The organism is Micromonospora qiuiae (assembly GCF_016863555.1).
GTDB classification, from domain to species: domain Bacteria; phylum Actinomycetota; class Actinomycetes; order Mycobacteriales; family Micromonosporaceae; genus Micromonospora; species Micromonospora qiuiae.
On record NZ_BOPC01000109.1, the window covers coordinates 1 to 20,306 of the forward strand.

General features: G+C 69.7%; 20 protein-coding genes. 2 read left to right on the forward strand and 18 right to left on the reverse strand.

The genetic code is table 11. The annotated features are described in order from the left end of the window. From Vqi01_RS27680 to Vqi01_RS27690, 3 genes are all read right to left on the reverse strand, one after another. Window positions 1-513 (reverse strand): hypothetical protein (locus Vqi01_RS27680; protein ID WP_204038082.1); only part of this gene is annotated, 513 nt, incomplete at its 3' end. A gap of 556 nt (window positions 514-1,069) precedes the next feature. Continuing rightward, complete coding sequence (locus tag Vqi01_RS27685) at window positions 1,070-1,882, reverse strand: endonuclease/exonuclease/phosphatase family protein (protein WP_204038083.1); 813 nt, start codon at window positions 1,880-1,882, stop codon at window positions 1,070-1,072. Window positions 1,883-2,018: 136 nt separating this feature from the next. After that, window positions 2,019-4,523 (reverse strand): DEAD/DEAH box helicase, encoded by a 2,505-nt coding sequence (locus Vqi01_RS27690; RefSeq protein WP_204038084.1) that lies wholly within the window; start codon window positions 4,521-4,523, stop codon window positions 2,019-2,021. A 195-nt stretch (window positions 4,524-4,718) separates the two neighbouring features. Here Vqi01_RS27690 and Vqi01_RS27695 point away from each other — a divergent pair, with 195 nt between their 5' ends. Beyond that, on the forward strand, window positions 4,719-4,961 hold the full coding sequence (locus Vqi01_RS27695; RefSeq protein WP_204038085.1) for a hypothetical protein: 243 nt from the start codon (window positions 4,719-4,721) through the stop codon (window positions 4,959-4,961). 268 nt (window positions 4,962-5,229) lie between these two features. Here the strand turns inward: Vqi01_RS27695 and Vqi01_RS27700 are convergent, their stop codons facing one another. The 15 genes from Vqi01_RS27700 to Vqi01_RS27770 form a co-directional block, all read right to left on the reverse strand. Further along, window positions 5,230-6,207: a tetratricopeptide repeat protein gene (locus Vqi01_RS27700; protein ID WP_204038086.1), complete on the reverse strand. Its 978-nt coding sequence runs from the start codon at window positions 6,205-6,207 to the stop codon at window positions 5,230-5,232. 19 nt (window positions 6,208-6,226) lie between these two features. Continuing rightward, window positions 6,227-6,874 (reverse strand): GNAT family N-acetyltransferase, encoded by a 648-nt coding sequence (locus tag Vqi01_RS27705; RefSeq protein ID WP_239098718.1) that lies wholly within the window; start codon window positions 6,872-6,874, stop codon window positions 6,227-6,229. Window positions 6,875-7,011: 137 nt separating this feature from the next. Next, window positions 7,012-7,926 carry a hypothetical protein gene (locus Vqi01_RS27710; protein WP_204038087.1) on the reverse strand — a complete coding sequence of 305 codons (915 nt, stop codon included), beginning with the start codon at window positions 7,924-7,926 and terminating at the stop codon, window positions 7,012-7,014. Window positions 7,927-7,939: 13 nt separating this feature from the next. Beyond that, the gene (locus tag Vqi01_RS27715; RefSeq protein ID WP_204038088.1) at window positions 7,940-8,695 is read right to left on the reverse strand and encodes a class I SAM-dependent methyltransferase; all 756 of its coding nucleotides are present in this window, start codon (window positions 8,693-8,695) and stop codon (window positions 7,940-7,942) included. A 51-nt stretch (window positions 8,696-8,746) separates the two neighbouring features. After that, the gene (locus tag Vqi01_RS27720) at window positions 8,747-9,385 is read right to left on the reverse strand and encodes a helix-turn-helix transcriptional regulator (RefSeq protein WP_239098719.1); all 639 of its coding nucleotides are present in this window, start codon (window positions 9,383-9,385) and stop codon (window positions 8,747-8,749) included. 94 nt (window positions 9,386-9,479) lie between these two features. Continuing rightward, the gene (locus tag Vqi01_RS27725; protein WP_204038089.1) at window positions 9,480-10,262 is read right to left on the reverse strand and encodes a class I SAM-dependent methyltransferase; all 783 of its coding nucleotides are present in this window, start codon (window positions 10,260-10,262) and stop codon (window positions 9,480-9,482) included. Then, on the reverse strand, window positions 10,259-11,278 hold the full coding sequence (locus Vqi01_RS27730) for a hypothetical protein (protein ID WP_204038090.1): 1,020 nt from the start codon (window positions 11,276-11,278) through the stop codon (window positions 10,259-10,261). Before Vqi01_RS27730 ends, Vqi01_RS27725 begins: the two co-directional genes overlap by 4 nt. Then, window positions 11,275-11,988 (reverse strand): ABC transporter ATP-binding protein, encoded by a 714-nt coding sequence (locus Vqi01_RS27735; RefSeq protein ID WP_204038091.1) that lies wholly within the window; start codon window positions 11,986-11,988, stop codon window positions 11,275-11,277. Before Vqi01_RS27735 ends, Vqi01_RS27730 begins: the two co-directional genes overlap by 4 nt. Beyond that, window positions 11,972-12,757 (reverse strand): ABC transporter ATP-binding protein, encoded by a 786-nt coding sequence (locus tag Vqi01_RS27740; protein WP_204038092.1) that lies wholly within the window; start codon window positions 12,755-12,757, stop codon window positions 11,972-11,974. The genes Vqi01_RS27735 and Vqi01_RS27740 overlap by 17 nt, the downstream gene beginning before the upstream one ends. Then, on the reverse strand, window positions 12,754-13,797 hold the full coding sequence (locus Vqi01_RS27745; RefSeq protein WP_204038093.1) for a branched-chain amino acid ABC transporter permease: 1,044 nt from the start codon (window positions 13,795-13,797) through the stop codon (window positions 12,754-12,756). Before Vqi01_RS27745 ends, Vqi01_RS27740 begins: the two co-directional genes overlap by 4 nt. Beyond that, the gene (locus Vqi01_RS27750) at window positions 13,797-14,657 is read right to left on the reverse strand and encodes an ABC transporter permease subunit (protein ID WP_204038094.1); all 861 of its coding nucleotides are present in this window, start codon (window positions 14,655-14,657) and stop codon (window positions 13,797-13,799) included. The genes Vqi01_RS27745 and Vqi01_RS27750 overlap by 1 nt, the downstream gene beginning before the upstream one ends. Window positions 14,658-14,697: 40 nt before the next feature. Next, window positions 14,698-15,912: an ABC transporter substrate-binding protein gene (locus Vqi01_RS27755; RefSeq protein WP_204038095.1), complete on the reverse strand. Its 1,215-nt coding sequence runs from the start codon at window positions 15,910-15,912 to the stop codon at window positions 14,698-14,700. A gap of 42 nt (window positions 15,913-15,954) precedes the next feature. Next, window positions 15,955-16,539, reverse strand: a complete 585-nt coding sequence (locus tag Vqi01_RS27760; RefSeq protein ID WP_204038096.1) for a GTP-binding protein — start codon at window positions 16,537-16,539, stop codon at window positions 15,955-15,957. Continuing rightward, window positions 16,536-16,937, reverse strand: coding sequence for a roadblock/LC7 domain-containing protein (locus Vqi01_RS27765; protein ID WP_275408850.1), 402 nt, complete (start codon window positions 16,935-16,937; stop codon window positions 16,536-16,538). The genes Vqi01_RS27760 and Vqi01_RS27765 overlap by 4 nt, the downstream gene beginning before the upstream one ends. Further along, complete coding sequence (locus tag Vqi01_RS27770) at window positions 16,934-19,336, reverse strand: nitrate- and nitrite sensing domain-containing protein (protein ID WP_204038098.1); 2,403 nt, start codon at window positions 19,334-19,336, stop codon at window positions 16,934-16,936. Before Vqi01_RS27770 ends, Vqi01_RS27765 begins: the two co-directional genes overlap by 4 nt. 366 nt (window positions 19,337-19,702) lie before the next feature. On the opposite strand from Vqi01_RS27770, the gene Vqi01_RS27775 reads away from it, so the two are divergent. Further along, on the forward strand, window positions 19,703-20,306 hold a 604-nt coding region (locus Vqi01_RS27775), incomplete at its 3' end, for a hypothetical protein (protein WP_204038099.1).

The window sequence follows — 20,306 nt, forward strand, 5'->3', positions numbered from 1 at the left end:
GGGGTCGGTCAGTTCGATCGCCGCGTGGAGTTCGTGTTGTGCGGCATGGATCTGGTTTTTGATCGAGCCGATGCAGCCTGGCGGGTAACGCACAGCCGGCTGGTACGGCCCGCTGGTCGGGACGGCTGCCAGGCGGTACCGGTGCCAGGCCCGTGCTGTCTGGCGGATGAGTGTGGTGGTGCCGATGCCGGCGGCATATCCGATCGCGGCTGCGATCGGGAAGGGAATCGTGTGGAGGTGGGTGGTGACGGCGACCGTCACGGCGGCGGCGAGCCATATGGTGCCCTGGTGGCGCTGTCGGGTCCGGTGTGAGGACAGGAGTTCGGCCGCTCGGCGCAGGTGGTTGCCGGCGAGCCACATCGCGTCGCTGGCAGCTGTGGCACGCCCGCCCGGGCCGTACGCGTCGTCGAGGCACTGCCAGGCCGTGTCGATACGCCAGCAGGCGAGTTCGGCGGTACGCGCGGCGGCGCGGACAGCGGCCAGGTCCGTCGGCAGGCCGGTGCGGGTGGTCATGAAGCCTGACCGTCGTCATAGGCGGTGATCAGGCGATTGAGCAGGGAGGTACGCGTCATGGTGGCTGTCTCCTCGGGGACAGGTGCTACGAATGGCTCCGGGTGCGGGACGTCGGTTGTTAGGGGTGGCCTGATGGTGTCGGTCAGGTGGAGCAGGACAGGGCAGGCGAGTAACCGGGCAGCCTGTGAGTGCTCGGGTGAGGCGGCGGCGATACAGCGCCCAGGTGAGCGGTGATGTGCCGCCCTTGACCAGTGCCGCGTACCGCACCAGCACGCCGATGGTTTCGGCGGTCAGCTCACCCACGACCGCACCTACCTACTCCCACCGGTGCGGCGTGCGCGTGAACATCACCGGGACTGGTGAGACAGGGTGTGGCGGTGGGATGTTGGCCGCCGGCCGGCGGGGTGTGAGTGTCCGGGGTGCGGCGGCTGTCGGTGTAGAGCCGATAGGCGTCGGCTTCGGCGAGGATCACGTCCCGCGCGTGAGGCCCCAGGCGTGGATAAGCAGGTGGGACCGCAGGTCGGCGGCCCCGGTCGGTGGAGTTTGGTCAGACCGGTCACCCACGCTTCGGCGTGTCCAACTGTGGGTCCAGGTCGATCACGATCGGCAGGTGGTCGGACAGTTTCCGAGCTGCTGGTGTGTCGATGACGTGGTAGCTGCGCAGTGCCTGCGGTCTGGTGGTCCAGAAGATGTCCTCGCGTCGGCGCCAGCCGCCGCGGTGGCCGCCGGTGGCTTTCCATGGCACGCGCAAGGTCGGTGCGGCGTCGTGGAAGCCGCTGCGTTGCATCAGTTGCGCGGGGCGTCGGTCGGCCTTTCGGGGCGCTGCCGGGTCGTCGTTCCAGCGGACATGCCGCTCGATCCACTGGGGAGGCAGTTTCGACCAGTCCGGCTCGTGGTCGTAGTCGGGGTCGGCGCCGAAGGAGTTCCAATCGGCACCCAACACGACGGCTTCGGACAGTGGTAGCTGTCCGGTGAGGGTGAAGGCGTCGTCGAGTTGCTTGCCGGGGTTCCAGGGCCCGAGGTGGGTCACCGCGACTGTCAGCGGCGCATCCGCGCCGACGTCGAGCCGGACGACGCCCAGGCCGTGCCACATCAGCAGGTCATAGGCCCGCTGCGACAACATGTCGTACTCGGGCCGCCACAAGATCGCGAGGTGGCAGTCGGAATGTTTCGCGGGGACCGCGAAGGCGGCCATCCCGAGCGCGTCGGCGATCGCGCCAACGAGCCGGTCGAGTTGCGCCGCATCCGCGTCGGCGGCATAGATTTCCTGCAAGCACACGACGTCCGGTCGGAGGAAGCGCAGCAGTTCATGCTGTCCACGCCGGGTCGGCGTCGACGACTTGCCATACGCGAGCAGGTTCCAGCTCACGGCGCGGATCAACCGCCCGCTCATGCGGTTGCCGCCCTGGAGCGGTCGGCTCGACGGGTCATAGCTCCTCCGATCGGAAGGCGGAAGGTGGGCCGCGCATTCTGTGTGTCTGTGAACTGTCGTGCGCAGTGGTCGGTCATGCGGGAGCTGGGCGGTGGGGTGGGGCATCGTGGTGGGTCGGGGACTGTCTTTTCATTTCGCGGCCCTCTTGCGGAGTCCGGCCCGCTCGGGTGGGACGGGACGGGACGGGGTTCGGCGGGTCGTCAGGGGATTCGTTGTCGCCGATTGTTTGACCGGCTCGGCTCGCGATGACCTGGTGCATCCCGGTCCAGCCGCTGGCTACCTCCCATTGCATGCCGATCGCGTCGAGGGCGGCGATTCTGTCGTGCGGAAGTTTGTCCTCACGTCGCGCAACGCGTTGGAGGTTGATCCACCTCGATAGGTCGATGTCGCCTTCACGGTGGCCTCGGCGTGGGTGCAGGTGTCCCTCGCGCTGGTAGAACGCGGTGGCAGTGGCCAGGTTGCGTTCCCAGGTGGCGTCTCGGATTGACCACTGCATGCCGACTGCTTCGAGGCTGCGGATGCGGTCGTCGTTGAGGCGCCCGAGTCGGTAGTCGGTGCGCCGGGCAGCGAGCCAGTCGTAGAGGTTGATGCCGTTGACGATCTGGCCGTACGGGACCTGGATATGGCCATGGGTGGCGCGGAACTGCTGGAGGGCCGTGAAGCCCTCCTGGTAGGTGGGGCGTGTGACGGTCCAGTCGATCCCGAGGTCGGTGAGGGCGGCGACCCGATTGTCGGCAAGGGTGTTTTTGCGGTGGTAGCCGCGTTGTTGTCTTATCCACAGGGCGAGGTCGAGTCCGTCGACGACGTAGCCGGTGGGCACGTCCAAGTGGCCGTGTTCGGCGCGGAACGCCGTGGCGGCGGCGATGCCCCGCTCCCAGGCGCGCGTCGTGGGCGTCCAGTCGAGGCCGATCTCGTTCAGATACTGGATCCGGTCCTGTGAAAGCCGGCGTGCCTGGTACTCGGCACGCTGCCGCGCAACCCAGCGATCCAATCGCAGGCCGTGGCGTACGTGTCCGACCGGAACTCTCAGGTGTCCGTGGTCAGCGTGGAACGCCCGCAGGGCGGCGTACCCGACCAGCCACTCCGACGTGGTTTCCTCCAGCACTCGCACGGTGAGTGTCCGCAGTAGATCCTCGGAGGCGTAGCCGTCGGGAAGGCGCACGAGGAGCCGCGGCGGCAGCGCCGCGGCGCCCGTCGACACGTTTGTGCGCTGGGTGTCGAGGTCGGCGGCCAAACCGTTGTCGTGGGCGCGTAGCGCGCGCAGGACCTGAAGGAGCGTGGTCCATTCCGTCAGGTCCGCGGCGAGGTCGCGGGCGGTCTCGGCCGGGTCGTCAGGCAGCAGGACCGGTAGCAGGATGGTGGCGATGCCGGACCCGGCAGGGTTACGGCGCAGCGCCCGGCCGACGGCCTGGATGACGTCGGACTCGGACTCCTTGGGCGCGGTGAAGACCACGGCGTCAACGGCGGGCACGTTGACGCCCTCACCCAAGCATCGCGAGTTGGACACTACCGTCCAGCCGTCGTCCGGCGGGTCTGCGAGGTTAGCCAGGTGGAGTTGCCGCTGCGTCATCGTCTGGGTGCCATCGACATGCCCGACCGTCAGGCGGCCCTTGGGACGCTCCTGCTCGGGCAGGGCAGCCACAGTGGCCGGCAGAGTACGGGAGAACTCCTGGGACTGCGCCACCCGTGGGGTGAACACCAGCACCCGGCGAAGGCCGAACTCGGCAGCGGCGCGGACGAGTGCGGTCTGCACCACAGCGGTGCGTAGCGGCGCCGCGCCGGCACTGACGACGGCGCTGGGGTCGAGGCGACGCAGAGTCGAGAGCGCTTCCACGGAGGCGACGCCGATCACCACGATGCGGTAGTCGTCGAGCCAGCCGTCGGCGATCGCGCGCGCGAACGGGTAGCTGTAGTGGACCTGGCCGAACACGTCCACGTCGTCCATCGACAGCACGTCCTCACCGCCGCCGCCCGCGCGGCGTCGCGCGCTGAGAACCCGTGGTGTCGCGGTCATGTACAGCCGTCGAGTAGCCGAAAGGTGCTCGTCACGGTGCACCAAGGCGACGTGTTTGCCGGGCCATCCGGCCGTGTGGTGCGCCTCGTCGATGACCAACAGACTGGCGGCGGTGTCGGCTGCGTCTAGCCCTTTGCCCACCACAGCGACCGAGGCATGAGTGACCAGGATGAGCCGCATGCGGCTGTCCGGAGTTCGCCGCACCCAGTCCGCGATCTCGCCCGGCCGAGTGGTGACAGGACATTCCAGGTCCGCCACGTGCACCGCGGAGTCGGCGACGGTGTCATCGCTACACACCGCGAGTACCTGCGCCGCCATACCGGCAGCGGCCCACACCGCCAGAGTCTGCGCTAGCAGAGGCAGCGACGGGCAGGCTACGATCACCAGCCCGCTCGGGCAGAGCCGCGCAGCGGCATGCACCGCGACAAGTGACTTGCCGCTGCCGCAGGCTGCCCGGAACTGGCCGCGACCACCAGCGGTCAGACCCTCCACGATCGCCTCGACGGCCTCCCGCTGGTAGTCACGAAGCGTCGGCAGTTTCTCGTCCGGTCGTGAGTCCCTCACCTCAGGCCCCTCCTCCGGCGCGGCCCGCCGATGCCCTGCCACGGGTGCGAGGACTCGCCTTGGCGGTCGACGATTCGGATAGCGCCCTCACCGCTCACCGTCACAAGACACGGCTCCTTGCGTGGACGCGGCTCGACTGTCGACCCAAGCGGATGTAAAGGACATGGCACGGGGTGTCTCTTTCGTGGTGAGTGGGTGGCGGTGATGGTGGTTGCCGGAGCGCACGCTTGTCCGCGTCGTGTGCGTGCTGGTGATGGTTCGCGCTGCGGTGTGCGTGACTTGGTGCATCCCGGTTTAGCCGCTGGCTACTTCCCATTGCATGCCGATCGCGTCGAGGGCGGCGATTTTGTCGTGCGGAAGTTTTTCCTCGCGGATCTGGCCCGCCGAATCGGCGACAAACAGCTGAATCTGGCCCAGGCGATCGAAGAGGCAAAGTGAACGGCGGAAATGCCGCCATATCAGCTGACTCACTGCGGGGGTAAAGCGCGATCGTTGAGGAACAACTACACGACAGAGAGCCATGCCAGGCAGAAATAATCATGTTATGCAACATGGCACACACTCAAACAATACGTCCATCGCGGCATTACGGCTCGCGGCCAGAGTCCCACCTGGTGAGTCCAAGGAGGTTTCCGGCAACCGATCTGACGTTCTCACTTGCACCCGGTGACTCACAGACACGTCTCTTGTGCCGGGCCTGCCGGTGTCAACGGCTAGTTGCGGATTTCTCGAGGGGCCAAGGTGATGCCGCCGGCATCACCGGCTTACTCGATTCGGGATGGTCGTGGCCTGTGGAAGCGCAGTCGCACCAGATGCGGGTGAGGTGCTGTTGCATGCGGAGGGTGGCCGGGTGGCGTGGGTGTGCCCGGCGGTGGGCGGTAATGGTGTCGGCGAGAAGAGCTCGGGCGGGTTGGCAGTGGCCGAGGTGGTGGAGGACGAGGGCGATGGCGGCGTGGGTGGCCAGGGCGCGGTGAGCGGTCGGGCCGTCGGTGGTGGCGAGGTGGTCGGCGAGTTGCCACAGGAGGCGCAGTGCGTGCTGGTGATGGTTCGCGCTGCGGTGTGCGGTGGCGAGCAGGTGCAGGCTGGCGATGCTGTCCGGGTGGGTCGGTCCGTGGAGCTGGGTCAGGCTGGCGTGGGCGTAGGAGGCCCAGGTGATGGCAGCGTTCGGCTGGCCGAGGCTGAGCTGCACCATGGCGAGGCGTGCGGCGGCGTCGGCGTGCACGAGGTCGGCGGGTGCGGTGGCAGGGTTGATGCCGGTGAGGCTGTCGTAGAGCAGGTGCAGGGCTCGCTGGGGGTTGCGGCCGGCGAGGTGCCGGGCGGCGGCGATTCGGAGGGCTTGGACATTTCGGTGTGGGTTGGGCAGAAGAGTGGAGGTGGTGGGCCAGGCGAGCGTGATGTCGGTGCCGCTGACGCCGACGGTGACGTGGGTGAGGACACGGTCGGCGTAGGTGGCGGCGACAAGCGGGTGGGCCGGTGTGATGGTGGTGGGGACGACCTGGGGCGCGTGGCGCAGGATGGCGCGGCCGATGGTGTCAGCGAGCTGGGCGGCATCAAGGGGCGTTGGCCGGCAGCCGGGCTGGCACTGGTAGCCGGGCTCGATGCCGGCGTCGACTTGGACCATGGGCTCGTAGCAGAGTCCGCAGCGCAGCAGTCCGGCTGGTAGGTACGTCTCGGGTAGAGCCATAATCCCCACGGCACCGTCGTCAGACTCGGAAGTTTTGACGGCTGCTGGTCGGGCGGTGGGCAGTGGTGGCGGTCTCGCCGCGCTGGCCGCAGCGGCGGGTCATCGGTTGCAGGGTCACGCCGTCGGCCGGGCGCACGATCGCGTGGTGGTCAGCTGTGTAGCCGGCCTGAGCGAGGAGGTGTCTCCCGGTGGGGAGGGTGAGGGTCCAGGACGGTAGTTCGATGAGGTCGAGCCGGCTGCGTAGGTGGTGCATCAGCGTCCGGCCGAGGCCGGTTCGCTGGTGTGGGGGGCGCACGGCAAGGCAGGCGAGGTGGTAGTGGGCCTCGGTGGGCTGGCGGCTGGCGATGATGTCGTCCAGGGCCAGGAAGTTGTCGGCGTGCGGGCCGGCGGCGGTGGCGAGGCGCGTGGTGTAGCTGGCCGGTGGCGGGAGCGGCCGGTATCGGTGGAAGCAGACGGTGGCGGCGGTGAGGTCGCTGGTGACGTGGACGTCGCCGTAGAACATGGCGTGCTCGACCCAGATGGCGGCGACATCGGTCAGGACACGACCGCGCTGCTCCTGGTCGGGTACCAGCCATGCGGCGATGGGAGTGGGCTGAAGGGCCTCGGCGATCACCGCGGCGACATGCTCCTTCTCCACCCATCGGGCGGCCCGGATTCGATGCGTCACCTCTTGCCTTACCTTTCTTGCTGCTTGTCGTCTTGCCGGGTTGGGTGGCCGGCGGCAGGGGACGGGGGGCCCGCTGCCGCCGGCCACGGAGGACCGACCGCCGTCCTACCCCCTAGGTGTGGCTGCCGGTCGGCTTGTCACCGCAGGTGCGTCGCGGCTGCGGCGGTGGTGGGTGCGGTGGGGCTGTCGGTGGTGCTCGTGCGGCCGTGGTCCAGCAGGAGGGTGTAGGAGTGCAAGCCGGGTCGGCGTCCGCCGTTGATCCATTCGGTCGCCGCGAGCAGGTCGCCGGTGGTCGGCTCGATGATCAGGGTCGAGGTCGATCCGTCGGCGACGACCTGGAAGGACATCCCGGGCCGGCCGGCGAGGTCGGTCGTCGTGCCCCGGTAGGTGATGTGTGGGACCGCTGCCAGGACGCGCAGGGTCGCCGATCGTCGGCGCGGGTCGAGGTGATGGCTGGTGGCCAGTCCGACGACACCGTTGGCCAGGATCCTGGGGTAGGCGGGCTCGTTGACCAGCGCGGGTGGCGCGAGCAGTCGGGTCAGCTCGCGTGGGTCGGCCGGGATGTCCCCGGGCAGGTAGGGGCGCAGTTGACCGATCCCGTGTTGGAGTGAGTGCGGTACGGCCCGGCTGAGTTCCTGCCGTTCCCCCGGGGTGGGCTGGTGGTCCAGGCCGCGCAGGTCCGGTGCCCGGCGGATGATCTCTCGACCGGAGCCGTCCGCCTCATGTCGCCAGCGTCGTACGTCGCTGCGGACGATCGTATTGGTCGCGCGTGCCCACGTTTGGAGGTGCACGTAGGTGTAGGGCAGCCCGGCGGCGGTGTCGGCGGGTGTCGCGGTGACGGTGTTGGCGAGCAGGTCCAAGCGCTGCTGGGCGGTGAGCCTGGCGGCGGTGGCGGCCGTGGATGGGGAGGTAGCCGGCTGCGGTGACGCTGGCGGGGTGGTGTCCGGTCCTGAGGGTGCAGTGCCGTTGTTCTGGCATGCGGTGAGCAGGACGAGGCTGCCGCCGAGTAGCGCGGTGAGCAGGCGGCGGGCCGGGAGGGTCAGGTGGGTCATGGTTGTCGTGCCTTCAGGTGCGCTCGCGGGCGTGGATGACCCGGGATTCGTAGGAGCCCAGCAGTACGCGGGGGTCGGTCATGAGGTCGGCGAATCGGTCCGCGTCCGCGTCCGTGATGTCGGTCAGGCTGGGGCGCAGGTGAGCGACGATGTCGGCGAGCAGCCGGCAGCCGGGGCCGCCGCCGGTCCAGGTTTCGGTGCCGGTGTGGATGCAGTGCCGCACCATGCCGTGACTGACCAGCAGGGTTTCGGGGCCGGTGGTCCAGGTCGCGCCGTGCGGGCCGGTGAGGGCGTGGTGGACCTGCTGCATCACGGTGTGGATCAGGGTGGCGGACTCGTCGTCGGGAGCCCGGTAGATCCGGGGTGGGGTGGGCGTGATGTCGGCGAGGACGAGCCAACCGCCCGAGCGTAGGCGGGCGATCATCTGCTCGATGACGTCTGCGGGGTCGCGCAGGGTGCCGTGGGGCCAGCGGGCGACGATGTGGTCGTACCGGTTGGCCTGCCCGGGCAGGAGGTCCCGGTTCGGGTCGCGCCGCTGGACGTCGATGACGGCGGTGCCGGTGAGGCGGCTGGTGTCGGCGTCGACGGCGGTGACGGCCCCGTAGCGGCCAACGAGCTCGGCGAGGCGGGCGGTGATCTCGCCGGCACCGGCGCCGATCTCCAACAGCCGCTGATTGGTTCTGATGCCAAGTCGGTCCAGGACGAGGTGGATGCTCGGATTGAGCAGCCGGAGCATCGGCCCGGAATGGGCCGGCAGCGTTGTTGTCATGGCGTTCCTCCGGTTGTCGGCGTGGTGGGTGATGCCGGCGGCATCAAATGGCTAGATGAGGCCGTTTCGCAGGGCGTAGGCGACGGCGTGGGCGCGGTTACGCAGGTGGTAGCGGCTGGTGACGTCGTGGAGGATGCCCTTGATGGTGCGTGGGGCGAGGTAGAGCGCTTCGGCGATCTCGTCGTTGGTGCGACCATCGGCGGCCAGGCGCAACACCTCAACCTCGCGGGGGTTGAGGCCGACGAATACCTGGCCGCGCGGGCCGAGGACGTCACGTTGCAGTGCGCCGACGTGCGTGAGGAGCCGGCCGAGCACGTCGGGCGGGAGACTGCCGTGACCGGCCACGGCGGCGCGGATGGCGGTGATGAGCCGGTCAGGAGTGGCGTCGGGTCGGCGCAGGACCCCGGCGACACCATGCTCGACAGCGGCCACGAGCGCCGCGTCATCGAGGTGACCAGCGACGAGCACGATGCGCCGCTGGTGAGCACGCAAACGGCGGAGGGTCCCTAGCGTCTGCTCGTCGACGCCGTCACTGGTCACGATCGCCACATCCGCGACGTCGCTGTCGCTGTCGGTAAGCAGCAGCACCTCGGGACGGGGTCGCAGTTGGCCGATCACGCCGGCGCGCAGGATGGGGTCGCTGGCGTGCACGCTGATCGGTATCCGGGTGGGGGGTGTGTTGGTGGGCATGGCTCCGCTGGGTGTGCTGGTGGGGTGTGTGCTGCCGGCTGCCTGGTGAGGTGCTGGCGGGCAAGGAGTTCGGCTCTTGCGCCGGTGCTCGGGGTCATTCGGGTTTTTGGGCGAGGGTGGAGGTGTATTGGTAGCCGCGGAGGGCGACGGTGGGGTCGGTCATCAGTTCGCCGAATCGGCGCAGGTCGGCGTCGGTGAGGTCGGTGTGCAGGAGTCGGTCGTGCAGTTGGCGGGCATTGTCGGCCAGCAGAAGGCACCCGGGTCCGCCGCCGGTCCAGGTGTCGGCGCGGGTGTAGCTGTACACCTGTGTCATCCCGACGTCCAGCAGGGCGGCGTGGGTGAGGTTTCCCCAGTCCAGGTCGGTGCCCCCTGCGGCGAGGGTGTCGAGGATGGCGTGGACGCTCCGATAGATCAAGTCGCTGTCGTCGTCGGTGAGGGCGTGGTGGACCAGGGCGCGGCTGTAGACGATCTCGCCGAGCAGCAGCCACCCGCCGGGCCGCAGCAGTGTGATCATCTGCGTCAGCAGGTCGGTGCGGTTGGTGAGGTGTTCCAGGACGCAGCGGCTGTGGATGAGGTTCAGGCTGCCGGGTTCGACCGGTAGGTCGAGTCCGTCGCGCAGGTCACGCTGGTAGACGTCGATGATGTTGGTGGGATTGAGCAGATGGGTGTCGAGGTCGACGGCGATCACGGTGCCGGTGGGGCCGACTGTGGCGGCGAGGTGTCGGGTGATGGAGCCGGCGCCGGCGCCGACGTCCAGGATCCGCCAGCCGGGCCGGATGGGGATTTTGGCGAGGTCGTGGCGGGTGATGGGGTCGAGGACCTGCTGGAGGGGGCCGAGTTGCTGCGGGGCGTTGCGGAACTGGTAGGCCGTGGTCATCGGGCGTCTCCTTCGGGCGCAGGTGTCAGGCAGGGTGTGGCGGGCAGCAGCAGCTGGATCCGGGCAGGCTGCGGATACAGCTGGGCTGAGGGCAGGGGCTCGGGTGGTTCCCACCAGCGGGCGTCGGTGCGGCTGTGGCCGAGGAGCAGCAGGTAGCTGGTGGGTTGCCAGCCGCTGGTCTGGTCGGGGCGGGCGGTTTCGTAGGCGAGGATGTCGCCGGTGCGGGGGTGCAGGACGAGCAGGTTGCGGTGGCCGTCGTTGTCGGTGGCGGCGATGCCGACGCCGACGCGGCCGGCGCGGTCGGATACTCGCCGGTAGTAGGTGAGCTGGTCGTGTCGGGCCAGGGTGGTCAGGACCGCGGCGCGGTCGTCGCGGCGCAGGGTGTGCCAGGAGGCGAGGTCGGCGACGGCGGTGATCGCCTCGGCAGCCGTGGTGTCGCGGCCGTCGCCGTATCGGTGGCCGATGGTGAGAAACCGAAATAGTGGGTCGAGGAAGGGATCGATCGGGATGTGGATGGGGATGTGGCCGGCGTTCCACCAGTCCTTGATCACGGCCGCTGGGCCGGGTGGGTGTTGGGTGGCGAGTTGAGCGCCGGATCGGTCGTCGGCATGCCACCGCACGACGTCCCGCAGCGTTCCCGGCTCCCATGAGGACGGGATGTCCCGCCATTGGAGGTAGTGGATGAGGTCGTAGCGGCCTGACACGGTGTCGCATGGGCTGGTGGTGATGGTGGCGGCGAGGTGGTGCAGGGCGGGGCGGGCGGGCTGTGGATATGCCACCCGGGTGGCCGGTGACCGGTCGTGGCGGGCGGCGGGGGCGGCTAGGTCGGGGCGTGGTGACGCGGAGACCGCGCAGCGTTGCGGGTGGGTGGAGGGTGCCGGCCGGGCAGGTGGGACGGCCGCGACGCTGGCGGTGGCCAGTAGCAGGACCGCCACCGTCGCGCTGCTGCGTGTGGCGGTGCTGGTGCGGTCCGGGTGCGGTGAGGGCGTCGCGACGGTGGCGGGGTCTGGGGTCATGGGTGGGGCTCCGCGTCGCTGGCATGGGTGAGGGTGAGGTGACGGCGCAGCGCGGTGGTGGCCGCAGCAGTGGTGTGGGTGTGGCAGTCGAGCTGCCCGGAGGTGAGCACGTGCATGGTGTCGGCCATCGTTTCCGCCGCGGCGGCGTGCGGGAGCGCGGCGAGGACGGTCACGCCCCGGGTGGGCAGGTCCCGTAACACGGTGGTGATCTGGTCGGCGATGATCGGGGCGAGTCCTTCGGTGGGTTCGTCGGCCAGCAGCAGGCGGGGTGTGGTGCGTAGGGCTCGGGCGATGGTGAGCATCTGCTGCTCGCCGCCGGAGAGCTGGTTGGCGCGGTGTCCTATGCGGGCGGCCAGCGGCGGGAACATGTCGAGGAGTTCTTCGACGGTCCAGGTCTCGTCGCGGCCTGCGGCGGCGAAGTGTTCGGCCACGGTCAGCGACGGCCACAGTCGGCGGCCCTGGGGGGCGAGCGCGATCCCGGCTCGGGCGGCGGCGGTGGGGTGCCAGCCGGTCACGTCGCGGCCGTCGAGGTGGATGGTGCCGCTGGTGGGTTGGAGGTGGCCGGCGAGGGTGTGCAGCAGCGTGGTCTTCCCGGCCCCGTTGGGGCCGACCAGCGCGTGGACGCCGGGATGGCGCAGGTCGAGGGTGACGTCGTGCAGGACCGGCGGGCCGTCGGGGTAGGCGACGGTCAGGTCACGGGTGTGCAGCATCGCCACCTCCGGTGCCGAGGTAGAGAGCGGCGACGGCGGGGTCGGCGCGTACGAGGTGGGCGGGTCCGTCGGTGTGACGGCGGCCCTGGTGCAGCACGGTGATCCAGTCGGCGAACGCGGCGACGACGTCCATGTGATGCTCGATGATCACGACCGCCATCCAGCTGGGCAGTCCGTGGAGGATGTCGAGAAGCCGTCCGGTGTCGGTGTCGGTGAGGCCGGCCGCGGGTTCGTCGAGCAGCAGGATCCGGGGCTGGCCGGCGATCGCGACGGCCAGGTCGAGCATCCGCCGGTGCCCGTGCGACAGGGTGCTGGCGGGCTGGTCGGCCTGGTCGGCCAGCCCTACCAGGTTCAGCACCTGGATGGGGGTGTGGTCCGGGTTGCGGCGGTGATGCCAGCCGCCGACTCGCACGCAGTCGAGGCAGGTGAGGTCCGGCCAGACGGCGGGGTGTTGGAAGGTGCGGCCGATGCCGGCACGCGCACGCCACGCCGGCCTCCAACGGGTGACGGTGTGGCCGTTGTAGGTGAGCTGGCCGGTCTGGGCTCGGATGGTGCCGGCGAGCACGTTCAGGAGAGTGGACTTGCCGGCGCCGTTGGGTCCGATGACCGCGTGCCGGTCGCCCGGGGCGATGGTGAACGTGTCGAGGTCCAGCACCGTGAGCGGCCCGTAGGCGTGGCGCAGACCGGCGGCGACCAACCCGGTGCTGTGGGCGTGGTCGGGATCGCGGCGGCTGCGCGGTGCGGGCAGCTGGTCCGGGTCGATCCTCATGACGTACTCCTGACGCTCGTCGCGGCGGTCGGCGGCGCCGCGGCATGCGGGCCTGCGTGCCGCCGGTGCCGGCGGCGAAGGCGGGCGGGTAGGGCGGTCAGACCGCCGGGCAATGCGTACACGCCGATCACGAACAACGCGCCCACGAGCAGCGGCGCGTGCCCGGGGACCTCGACGGCGACGACGTCACGGACGCCGAGCACGATCACCGCGCCGACCGCCGCACCACCCAGGGATCGGGCACCGCCGATCACGGCGGCGAGCAGGACCAGGGCCGCGGTGCCGAAGCCGACGTCGGCGGGGGTGATCCACCGGTGGGTGTGGATCAGCAGTGTCCCGGCGATGCCCGCCATAGCCCCGGCGGCGCAGTGGACCATCCACAAGTGGGCGTTGACGGGATGACCGCTGGCGCGGGCCCGGTCCTCGTTCGCGCGGGTGGCGGTGAGCAGCATTCGCCGGTCACCGCGCAGCAGCCACACGGCCACAGCAGTCGCCGCGATCGTGATGGTCGCGGCGTAGAGCAGGACCGTGCGGTCGCCGAGCAGAGGTGGCAGGCCGGGCAAGAGGCGGGGTGCGGGGATCCCGGCGAGGCCGTCGGTGCCGCCGCTGACCGCCCGCCACTGCCCGGCGGTGATCGCGGTCAGCTCGGCCACCGCGAGGCTCAGCATCAGAAACACCGTGCCCCGGTGCCGGACCAGGACCGCCCCGGCCAGGCCCGCAACGACCGCACCGACGACGGCCGCGCAGAGCAGGTGCACGATCGCGAGGTCGATGCCGGTCAGGGCGAGGCGGGCGGTGAGGTAGGCGCCGGCGGCGTAGGGGGCGACCTGGCCCAGCGTGGGCAGGCCGGCGTGTCCGGTGACCACCGCGACACTGACCGCCAGCAGCGCAAAGGGCAGCATCCTGGCGACAGTGGTGTGCAGGTACGGATCCGCTGCCACAGCCACGACGATGATCGCCAGGGCAGCCACAACCAGCGGCGCCACCATGGGCAGCGACCGGAGCCGGGCGACGGCGACGGCCTGGGTGAAGGCCCTCATCACGTTACCTGACCAGGCACAGGACGGCGGCGGACGAGCAGGACCACGGCCATCGCGGTGATGAGCAGGTAGGGCGCCAGGGCCGGGATGGTGACCACGCCGACGGTCTGCACCACCCCAACGCCGATCGCGGCGGCGACCGCGCCGGGTACGGAGCCGAGACCACCGCAGACCACGATGATCAGCGACAGCAGCAGCGCCGTGTCGGCGGTGCCCGGTCCGACACCGAGGATCGGAGTGGTCAACGCTCCCGCCAGCCCGGCGAGAGCCCCGGACGCCACAAGCACAGCGGCGTCGACGGTGCGGGGGTTGACGCCGACACCGGCGACCATCGCCCGGTCATCCACGGTGGCCCGGACCAACCGACCCGCCCGGCTGCGATGCAACACCACATAGCCGACGACGGCCACCAGCACAGCGACGGCGAGCACGGCGAGCCGGTCGACCGGATACCGGTAGCCCGCCACCGCGACGGTGCCCTCCAGCGCGGCGGGCATCCGGGGCCGCAGCACGTCCGACCCGAACACCGCGGTCAGCACATCCCCGCCGACGAGCGCGATACCGAAAGTCAGCAACGCCTGATCCAGATGGCCTCGCCCGCGCAGTCCGGCGGTCGCCGCGGCGAGGACTCCTCCCCCGGCCGCGCCTGCGAGCGTGGCGAGGAGGATCGCGGTGGCGAGGCTGCCCCAGGTGCCGGCGGTCCAGGCGGCGGCGATGTAGCCGCCGGCCGCGATGAAGGTGCCGTGCGCGAGGTTCAGCACCCCACCGGCACCGAACGCCACCGTCAGCCCGGCAGCGGCGATCGCCAGGAGCAACCCGTAGGCGATCCCGTCAACGGTGGTAATCACGAGAGTGTTCACGCGCGCGGCACCCCTTCCTTTTGGTGCGGGCGGAGTTCGGTCAGGTGGCGGGCAGGGTGGTCAGGTCCTGCAGCAACACGTTGGACAGCACCGGTCCGTCGGCTCTGACCTCGCGCAGGTACCAGCGCTGCACCGGCCGATGCTCACTCGGGTGGAACTGCCAGTCCCCACGCGGGCTGTCGATCCGCCCCACCGTGGCGATCGCCGCGTTCAACGTCTCCCCCGTGACCGGACCGTCGACGGCGGCCAGGGCGCGGTCCAGGACCGCGGCGGCGTCATAGGAGGCCATCGCAAACGTGGTCGGCTGACCCGGATGACCAGCGGCGGACCAGGCAGCCACGAACTGCTGGTTCGCCGCGTGCGGCAACGTCGGCGAATAGTTCAGGACGTTACGGATCCCGGTGGCCGCCGTACCCTGCGCGTCCAACACCGCCCCTTCGGTCAAGAACCCGGCCGCGTACAGCGGCACGTCCTTGAGCGCGGACTGCCGGTACTGCTTGACGAACGCGACAGCCGGACCACCGGCATAGAAGGTGTACACCGCCGCGGGCTTGGTCTCAGCGGCCTTGTTCAGATACGGCAGGAAGTTCTCCGTCGTCGGGAACGGCGTGAACACCGTCTTGCCGCCCGGGTTCGCAAGCTTCCCCCCGAGTTCGGTGAAGGTGTCGGTGAAGCCACGCAGCTCGTCCCAGCCGCCCTGGTAGTCCGGGCCGATCGCATACACCGACCCGCCGCCGACCTCGGCTTTGATGTGCGCGGCGATCGCGATCCCCGGCTCGTCCGAGTTGTAGGAGGTGTGCCACGTGTAGGACAGATCCCGCGGTGCGCCGGCGACCGGGGCGAACTCAGGACGCGCGTTCGCCCCGACCAGAGGGATGCGCCGTTCGTGGGTGAGGGTTTGGACCTTGTCCACGGTGGCGCCACCGACCAACCCGGTCAGCGCCACCACCCGATCCCGCCCCAGAAGCTTCTGCGCCGCGGGAACAGCGGTCGCGGGGCCATCGCCCTCGTCGGCGACGATCAGGTCGATCTTCCGGCCGCCGAGACGGCCGTCGTGGGTGTCGAGATACAGCTGGAAACCGCGCTGCATGTCCTCACCGACGCTGGTGTAGATGCCGGACAACGACACCAACAGGCCGATCCGCACCCGGTCGGAATCGCCGCTGCCGCCGGTGCACGCCACACCGGCGGCGAGCAGGCTGGTGGCGGTGACGGCGGCCAACGCCGGCCGCAGCCGCAAACGGGCACGTCGCATGAAGTGCTCCTTCTCTGTCGGGAGGTGAAAGGGGCCAGGCGGTCAGGAGGCGACGCCGGCCGGACTCTGTGTGGTGGCGATGACGTGCTCGACCAGGGCGATGAGCAGGCGGCGGACGCTGTCGCGGTCCCGGGCGTCGACCTCGACGATCGGCACATCACCGGCGAGCGTGAGCGCGTCGCGGATCTGCGCCGGAGAGTAGACACGCGCGTCGGGAAACTGGTTGACCGCCACCACGAACGGCAGCCCGCACCGCTCGATGTAGTCCAGATGCCGAAACGAGTCCTGCAGCCGGCGGGTGTCGACCAGCACCACCGCCCCGACCGCACCACGCACGATCGCGTCCCACATGAACCAGAACCGCGCCTGCCCCGGCGTGCCGAACACATACACCGTCACGTCGTCGACAGCGAGGCGACCGAAGTCCATCGCCACCGTCGTGGTCACCTTGCCCGGACTGTGCGACACATCGTCGCCACCGGCCGACATGCGCGCCTCGGTGGTCAACGGCACGATGTCCGACACCGCCCCGACCAGCGTGGTCTTACCCACCCCCAAAGGCCCGGTCAGCACAATCTTCAACCCCGCTGGCTGACCTGTCGGTCGGCGAACCGTCGCGACCGTCATCGTGCGCCGACCGCCGCAGCCGCGAACGACGGATCCAGGTACGAGTCGCCCACCTGCTCGGCGAAACGCTCCAACTCCGCGGTGACGAACGCCAGATCCGCGTCCCGGCGCGCCAACACCAGCAGCGACGCACCCCGACTCAGGCCCGTCAGGATCAGATAGCCCCGATCGGTGTCGGTGATATTGCCCCGCACCCCACCAGCGGCCAACTCGTCGGCAGCGCCCTTGAGCAGACTGTTCAACCCGGCCGCGACCGCAGCGAGGCGTTCGGCCGCTTCCTGGTTGACCCCGTCGGTGAAGGCCAACAGCAGCCCATCAACGGACACCGCAACGGCGTGACTGACACCAGACACCACACGCACATTCGTGTTCAGCAAAAAACTCAAGTTGTCACTCATCGTTGACCTTCTCTCGGCTGAAGGGAGCGGCGACCGAGGCCGCGCTGATAGGCCCCCGCGGTCTGCGCCAGCCCCGTCGCCGCCCGCGCACCGCGCGGCGGCGCGACAGGAGCAGGCCGCGACGGCGGCGTGAACGCTGCGGATGGCTGCCGCTTGGGCAGCCCCTTCGACGTGGTCGCGCTGTCACGGGACGGCACGGTCGCAGCGGCCGAATGCACGTGCACGGTGCCGCCCACCTCGAACCATCCAGACGGGCCGTGCTGCTCGGCAGCCTGATGAATGGGGGTCGACTCATGCCAGCAGGGAGCAGGCCGCTGCGCGGGGATCTGCGGCAGGACCTGCGTCGGCAGGTCCGCAGGTGAGGATCGGTTGTGCCGACTCGCAGGGTCAGCAGGGCGAGGTGCTGGGCTGGTGGGCAGGGAGACGTGAGAGCCAGGGGTCCCGCCCGGGGCGCGTTGTCCGGCGATCGGCCCGGTCGGCAGCGCGACGCGTTCCGGGACCTTGATGAGGAGTTTGTCGGCGGGAATCTCGACCTCGGCGACGGTGCCGTGCGGGGACGCCGGCAACAGCCGCACCCGCAGACCGTGCGCGGCGGCCAGCAACGCCACCGTGGCCACACCCTGCCGGCGGATGTGCTCCACACCAATCATCGGCGACGGCGCCGCCAACTCCCTGTTCAGCTGATCGCAAAGACCCGGCGGAATGCCTCTCCCCGTGTCGGTGACCTGCAGGATCGCGCGGTTACCCATCAGGTGGCCGGTGACGACCACGTCGCCAGGGCTGTAGCGGGTGGCGTTGTCCAACAACGACGCCAGCAGATGCACCAGGTCATCGATCAATGCCGGCGGCACCTGAACCCGGTCGTCCACCAGCCCGACGACGACCCGCCGATACTCCTGAATCCGGCTCTGCGCCGCCTGCAGCACCGTCACCAGCTCCGCCGGCTCCTCATACGCCATCCCCAGCGTCCGCCCCGACAGGACCAACAAACTCTGCGTACCGTGCAGCAACTGCGCCGCCAGGTTGTCCACCGCGAACAACGTCTCCAACGTCGCCGCGTCCTTCTCATCCCGCTCCGCGGCATCCAACTCACCCAACAGCCGATTCGTAATCCCCTGACACCGCCGCCCCACCGCCTCCACCGCACCCACCGCCACCAGCCGCTGCCGCGCCAGATCCGTTGAGATCCGGTAGGTGGTTGCCGCGAGGACGTCGAAGGCGGCAGTGACCTCGTCCACCTCGTCCCTGGCCGTCGTCGACGCCAGAGCTCGGGGTGGCGCAGGTACCGAGCCGGGATCGGCGGGGTCAGCCCGCTCCACCCGGCGCACCAGTACAGGCAGCTCATCCCGAGCCATCCGGGTGACAGCGTCACGGACATCACGAAGCCGCTGCGCCAACACCCGGCCCTGCCACCAGGCGAACACCGCCGCCACCGCGAGCAGCACTGCCGCTAGCCCGGACAGGACACCGGTGGTCAGCCATTGCCGCGTCCGCTGCCGCCCGACCTCCGCCAGAATGTCATCATCGATACGGGATTGGACCTGGTGCAGCCGGTCCCGGCGCTCGCCGCTGGCGGCCAACCAGCGGCCGGAGGCGACCCGCAGCCGTTGACCAACCTGGGTCCGCGCGACCTCGTCATCGATACGCTGCGCGGTCAGCACCTGCTCGCCGGTCAACGCCTGATCCAGCCATGCCCGCCACTGCGCCGGCGAGCGCTGCGACACCACCAACAATGCTTCGTTGAGCCCTGCAGACGTCGCCGCCAGGTCCCGTTGCATCGCCTGCGACACCGCCCGGCCGCTGGCCGCCGCCACCGCGACCTGCTGGATACCCGCGTACTCCGATGCCTGCGACAACGCTGCCGCCACCCGCAGCTGGTCGGCGAGCACACCGTTTGCGCCGCCGACCTGGCCCACGGCCTCCCGCACCGTCAGGCCGCGCGCAATCACCGCCCGGTACCGCACCAACACTGCCGTCAACGACGCCGACCGCGCCTTCACCTGCTCACGAAACGCCGGCAGCAACCGCAACTGCTCATCCCACGGACCGACCAGCCGCGCGACCGCGGGCTGCGACAGCTTCAGCTCTGCCCGGCGCTGCCGGTAGGCGTCAATCGCGCTGTCGGACACCGCGCCCTGCTCGAGAAGAGTGTTCAAGCCGCCACCGGCATCCGAAACCACCGACACCGCGATCTGGCGCTCCCGATCAAGCTGGTACAGCACCTCCCCAACAGCGGATGACACCGCCACCAGCGACTCCAGACGATCGGCGCTAACAGCCTGCCGCGTCGTCGACGTCACGCCCCACGCGGCAAAAAGCACGGTCGCGGACAGCGGGATGGCAAGCAACAGCGCCAGCCTCCGGGCAACACGCACAGCAGAACCCTTCAGATCACACAATCAACGACCCCCTTGACACGGCGAAATGAGGACAGCCGTGGCGCACCCACCTCGACAGGCGGCCGGCTGGCAGGATCGCGTGCCAACGAGACGACTTAAGGCGAGGTCGATCGGTGTCGGCCAGACCTATCGGCAGGTTCCGACATTCCGGCGACAATCCCGGTCCGGGGATTAGCACCGGACGACGTTCACGGCGAATGTCGGCACATTGTCGGAGGTCAACCGCATCTCTTATCGACATCGGCAGCGGCAGCTTCTGATGGCTTTGTCACCACCCGCATCACGTTCGGCGGGCGGTGAGGGACCCCCACCGCAGTGCGGCGTGCGGTCTCCCTGTATCCACTACCCCTTGGGAGGGGATGCACCATGACCAGTCCATCGATGCCGCAGGTCGGAGAGGTCGGTCGTCGGGCCGCTGAGATCCTCGACCAGATGCGCGCCCACCCGGCCTACGAGCGGTTGCACAGCTCGTCGATGAAGTACTCCACCTGCTGGGCCACGTTCACCGGATACCCGGCGATCAGCCGCTGGTCTCTAGAGCGTGACGCGACTCCGCTGCTGACCGAGGCGCTGCGGGTGCTGGCGCTCAAGGCGGCGGTGTTCGCGCTGTCCGACGGCGACGAGCAGGCCGCGGAGCTGCTGGTGCCGGCGCCGGTGGACGAGATGATCCACGCGGTGCTGGCCCAGTTCACGCTGATGACGCGGATGCAGTCCGACCTGGGTGTCGTCTTCCCTCACGCCACCGAGCTGGAGGAGTTCACCTACACGCGAGGCTGCATCACCGACGACTACTACCACGCCGCCGGGTGGGGTGAGCAGCCGCTGCGGTACTGGCTGGACTCGGCCGAGGTGACCCGACGCCTCGAGCTACTCAACGACCGCTACCAGGCGGCCGGTCTCGGCCGCGACGGGCGCAGCCACGACTTCGACTTAGACCAACCCGAGCCGGTCGCCGTCGGAATCAGCGGTT

Excerpts from the sequence above, each read along its gene's own strand:
- Vqi01_RS27715 (WP_204038088.1), bottom strand. The coding sequence starts at position 8,695 with ATGACAACAACGCTGCCGGCCCATTCCGGGCCGATGCTCCGGCTGCTC.
- Vqi01_RS27700 (WP_204038086.1), bottom strand. The coding sequence starts at position 6,207 with ATGGCTCTACCCGAGACGTACCTACCAGCCGGACTGCTGCGCTGCGGA.
- Vqi01_RS27710 (WP_204038087.1), bottom strand. The coding sequence starts at position 7,926 with ATGACCCACCTGACCCTCCCGGCCCGCCGCCTGCTCACCGCGCTACTC.
- Vqi01_RS27720 (WP_239098719.1), bottom strand. The coding sequence starts at position 9,385 with ATGCCCACCAACACACCCCCCACCCGGATACCGATCAGCGTGCACGCC.
- Vqi01_RS27740 (WP_204038092.1), bottom strand. The coding sequence starts at position 12,757 with ATGAGGATCGACCCGGACCAGCTGCCCGCACCGCGCAGCCGCCGCGAT.
- Vqi01_RS27760 (WP_204038096.1), bottom strand. The coding sequence starts at position 16,539 with ATGACGGTCGCGACGGTTCGCCGACCGACAGGTCAGCCAGCGGGGTTG.
- Vqi01_RS27730 (WP_204038090.1), bottom strand. The coding sequence starts at position 11,278 with ATGACCCCAGACCCCGCCACCGTCGCGACGCCCTCACCGCACCCGGAC.
- Vqi01_RS27745 (WP_204038093.1), bottom strand. The coding sequence starts at position 13,797 with ATGAGGGCCTTCACCCAGGCCGTCGCCGTCGCCCGGCTCCGGTCGCTG.
- Vqi01_RS27725 (WP_204038089.1), bottom strand. The coding sequence starts at position 10,262 with ATGACCACGGCCTACCAGTTCCGCAACGCCCCGCAGCAACTCGGCCCC.
- Vqi01_RS27765 (WP_275408850.1), bottom strand. The coding sequence starts at position 16,937 with ATGAGTGACAACTTGAGTTTTTTGCTGAACACGAATGTGCGTGTGGTG.
- Vqi01_RS27755 (WP_204038095.1), bottom strand. The coding sequence starts at position 15,912 with ATGCGACGTGCCCGTTTGCGGCTGCGGCCGGCGTTGGCCGCCGTCACC.
- Vqi01_RS27735 (WP_204038091.1), bottom strand. The coding sequence starts at position 11,988 with ATGCTGCACACCCGTGACCTGACCGTCGCCTACCCCGACGGCCCGCCG.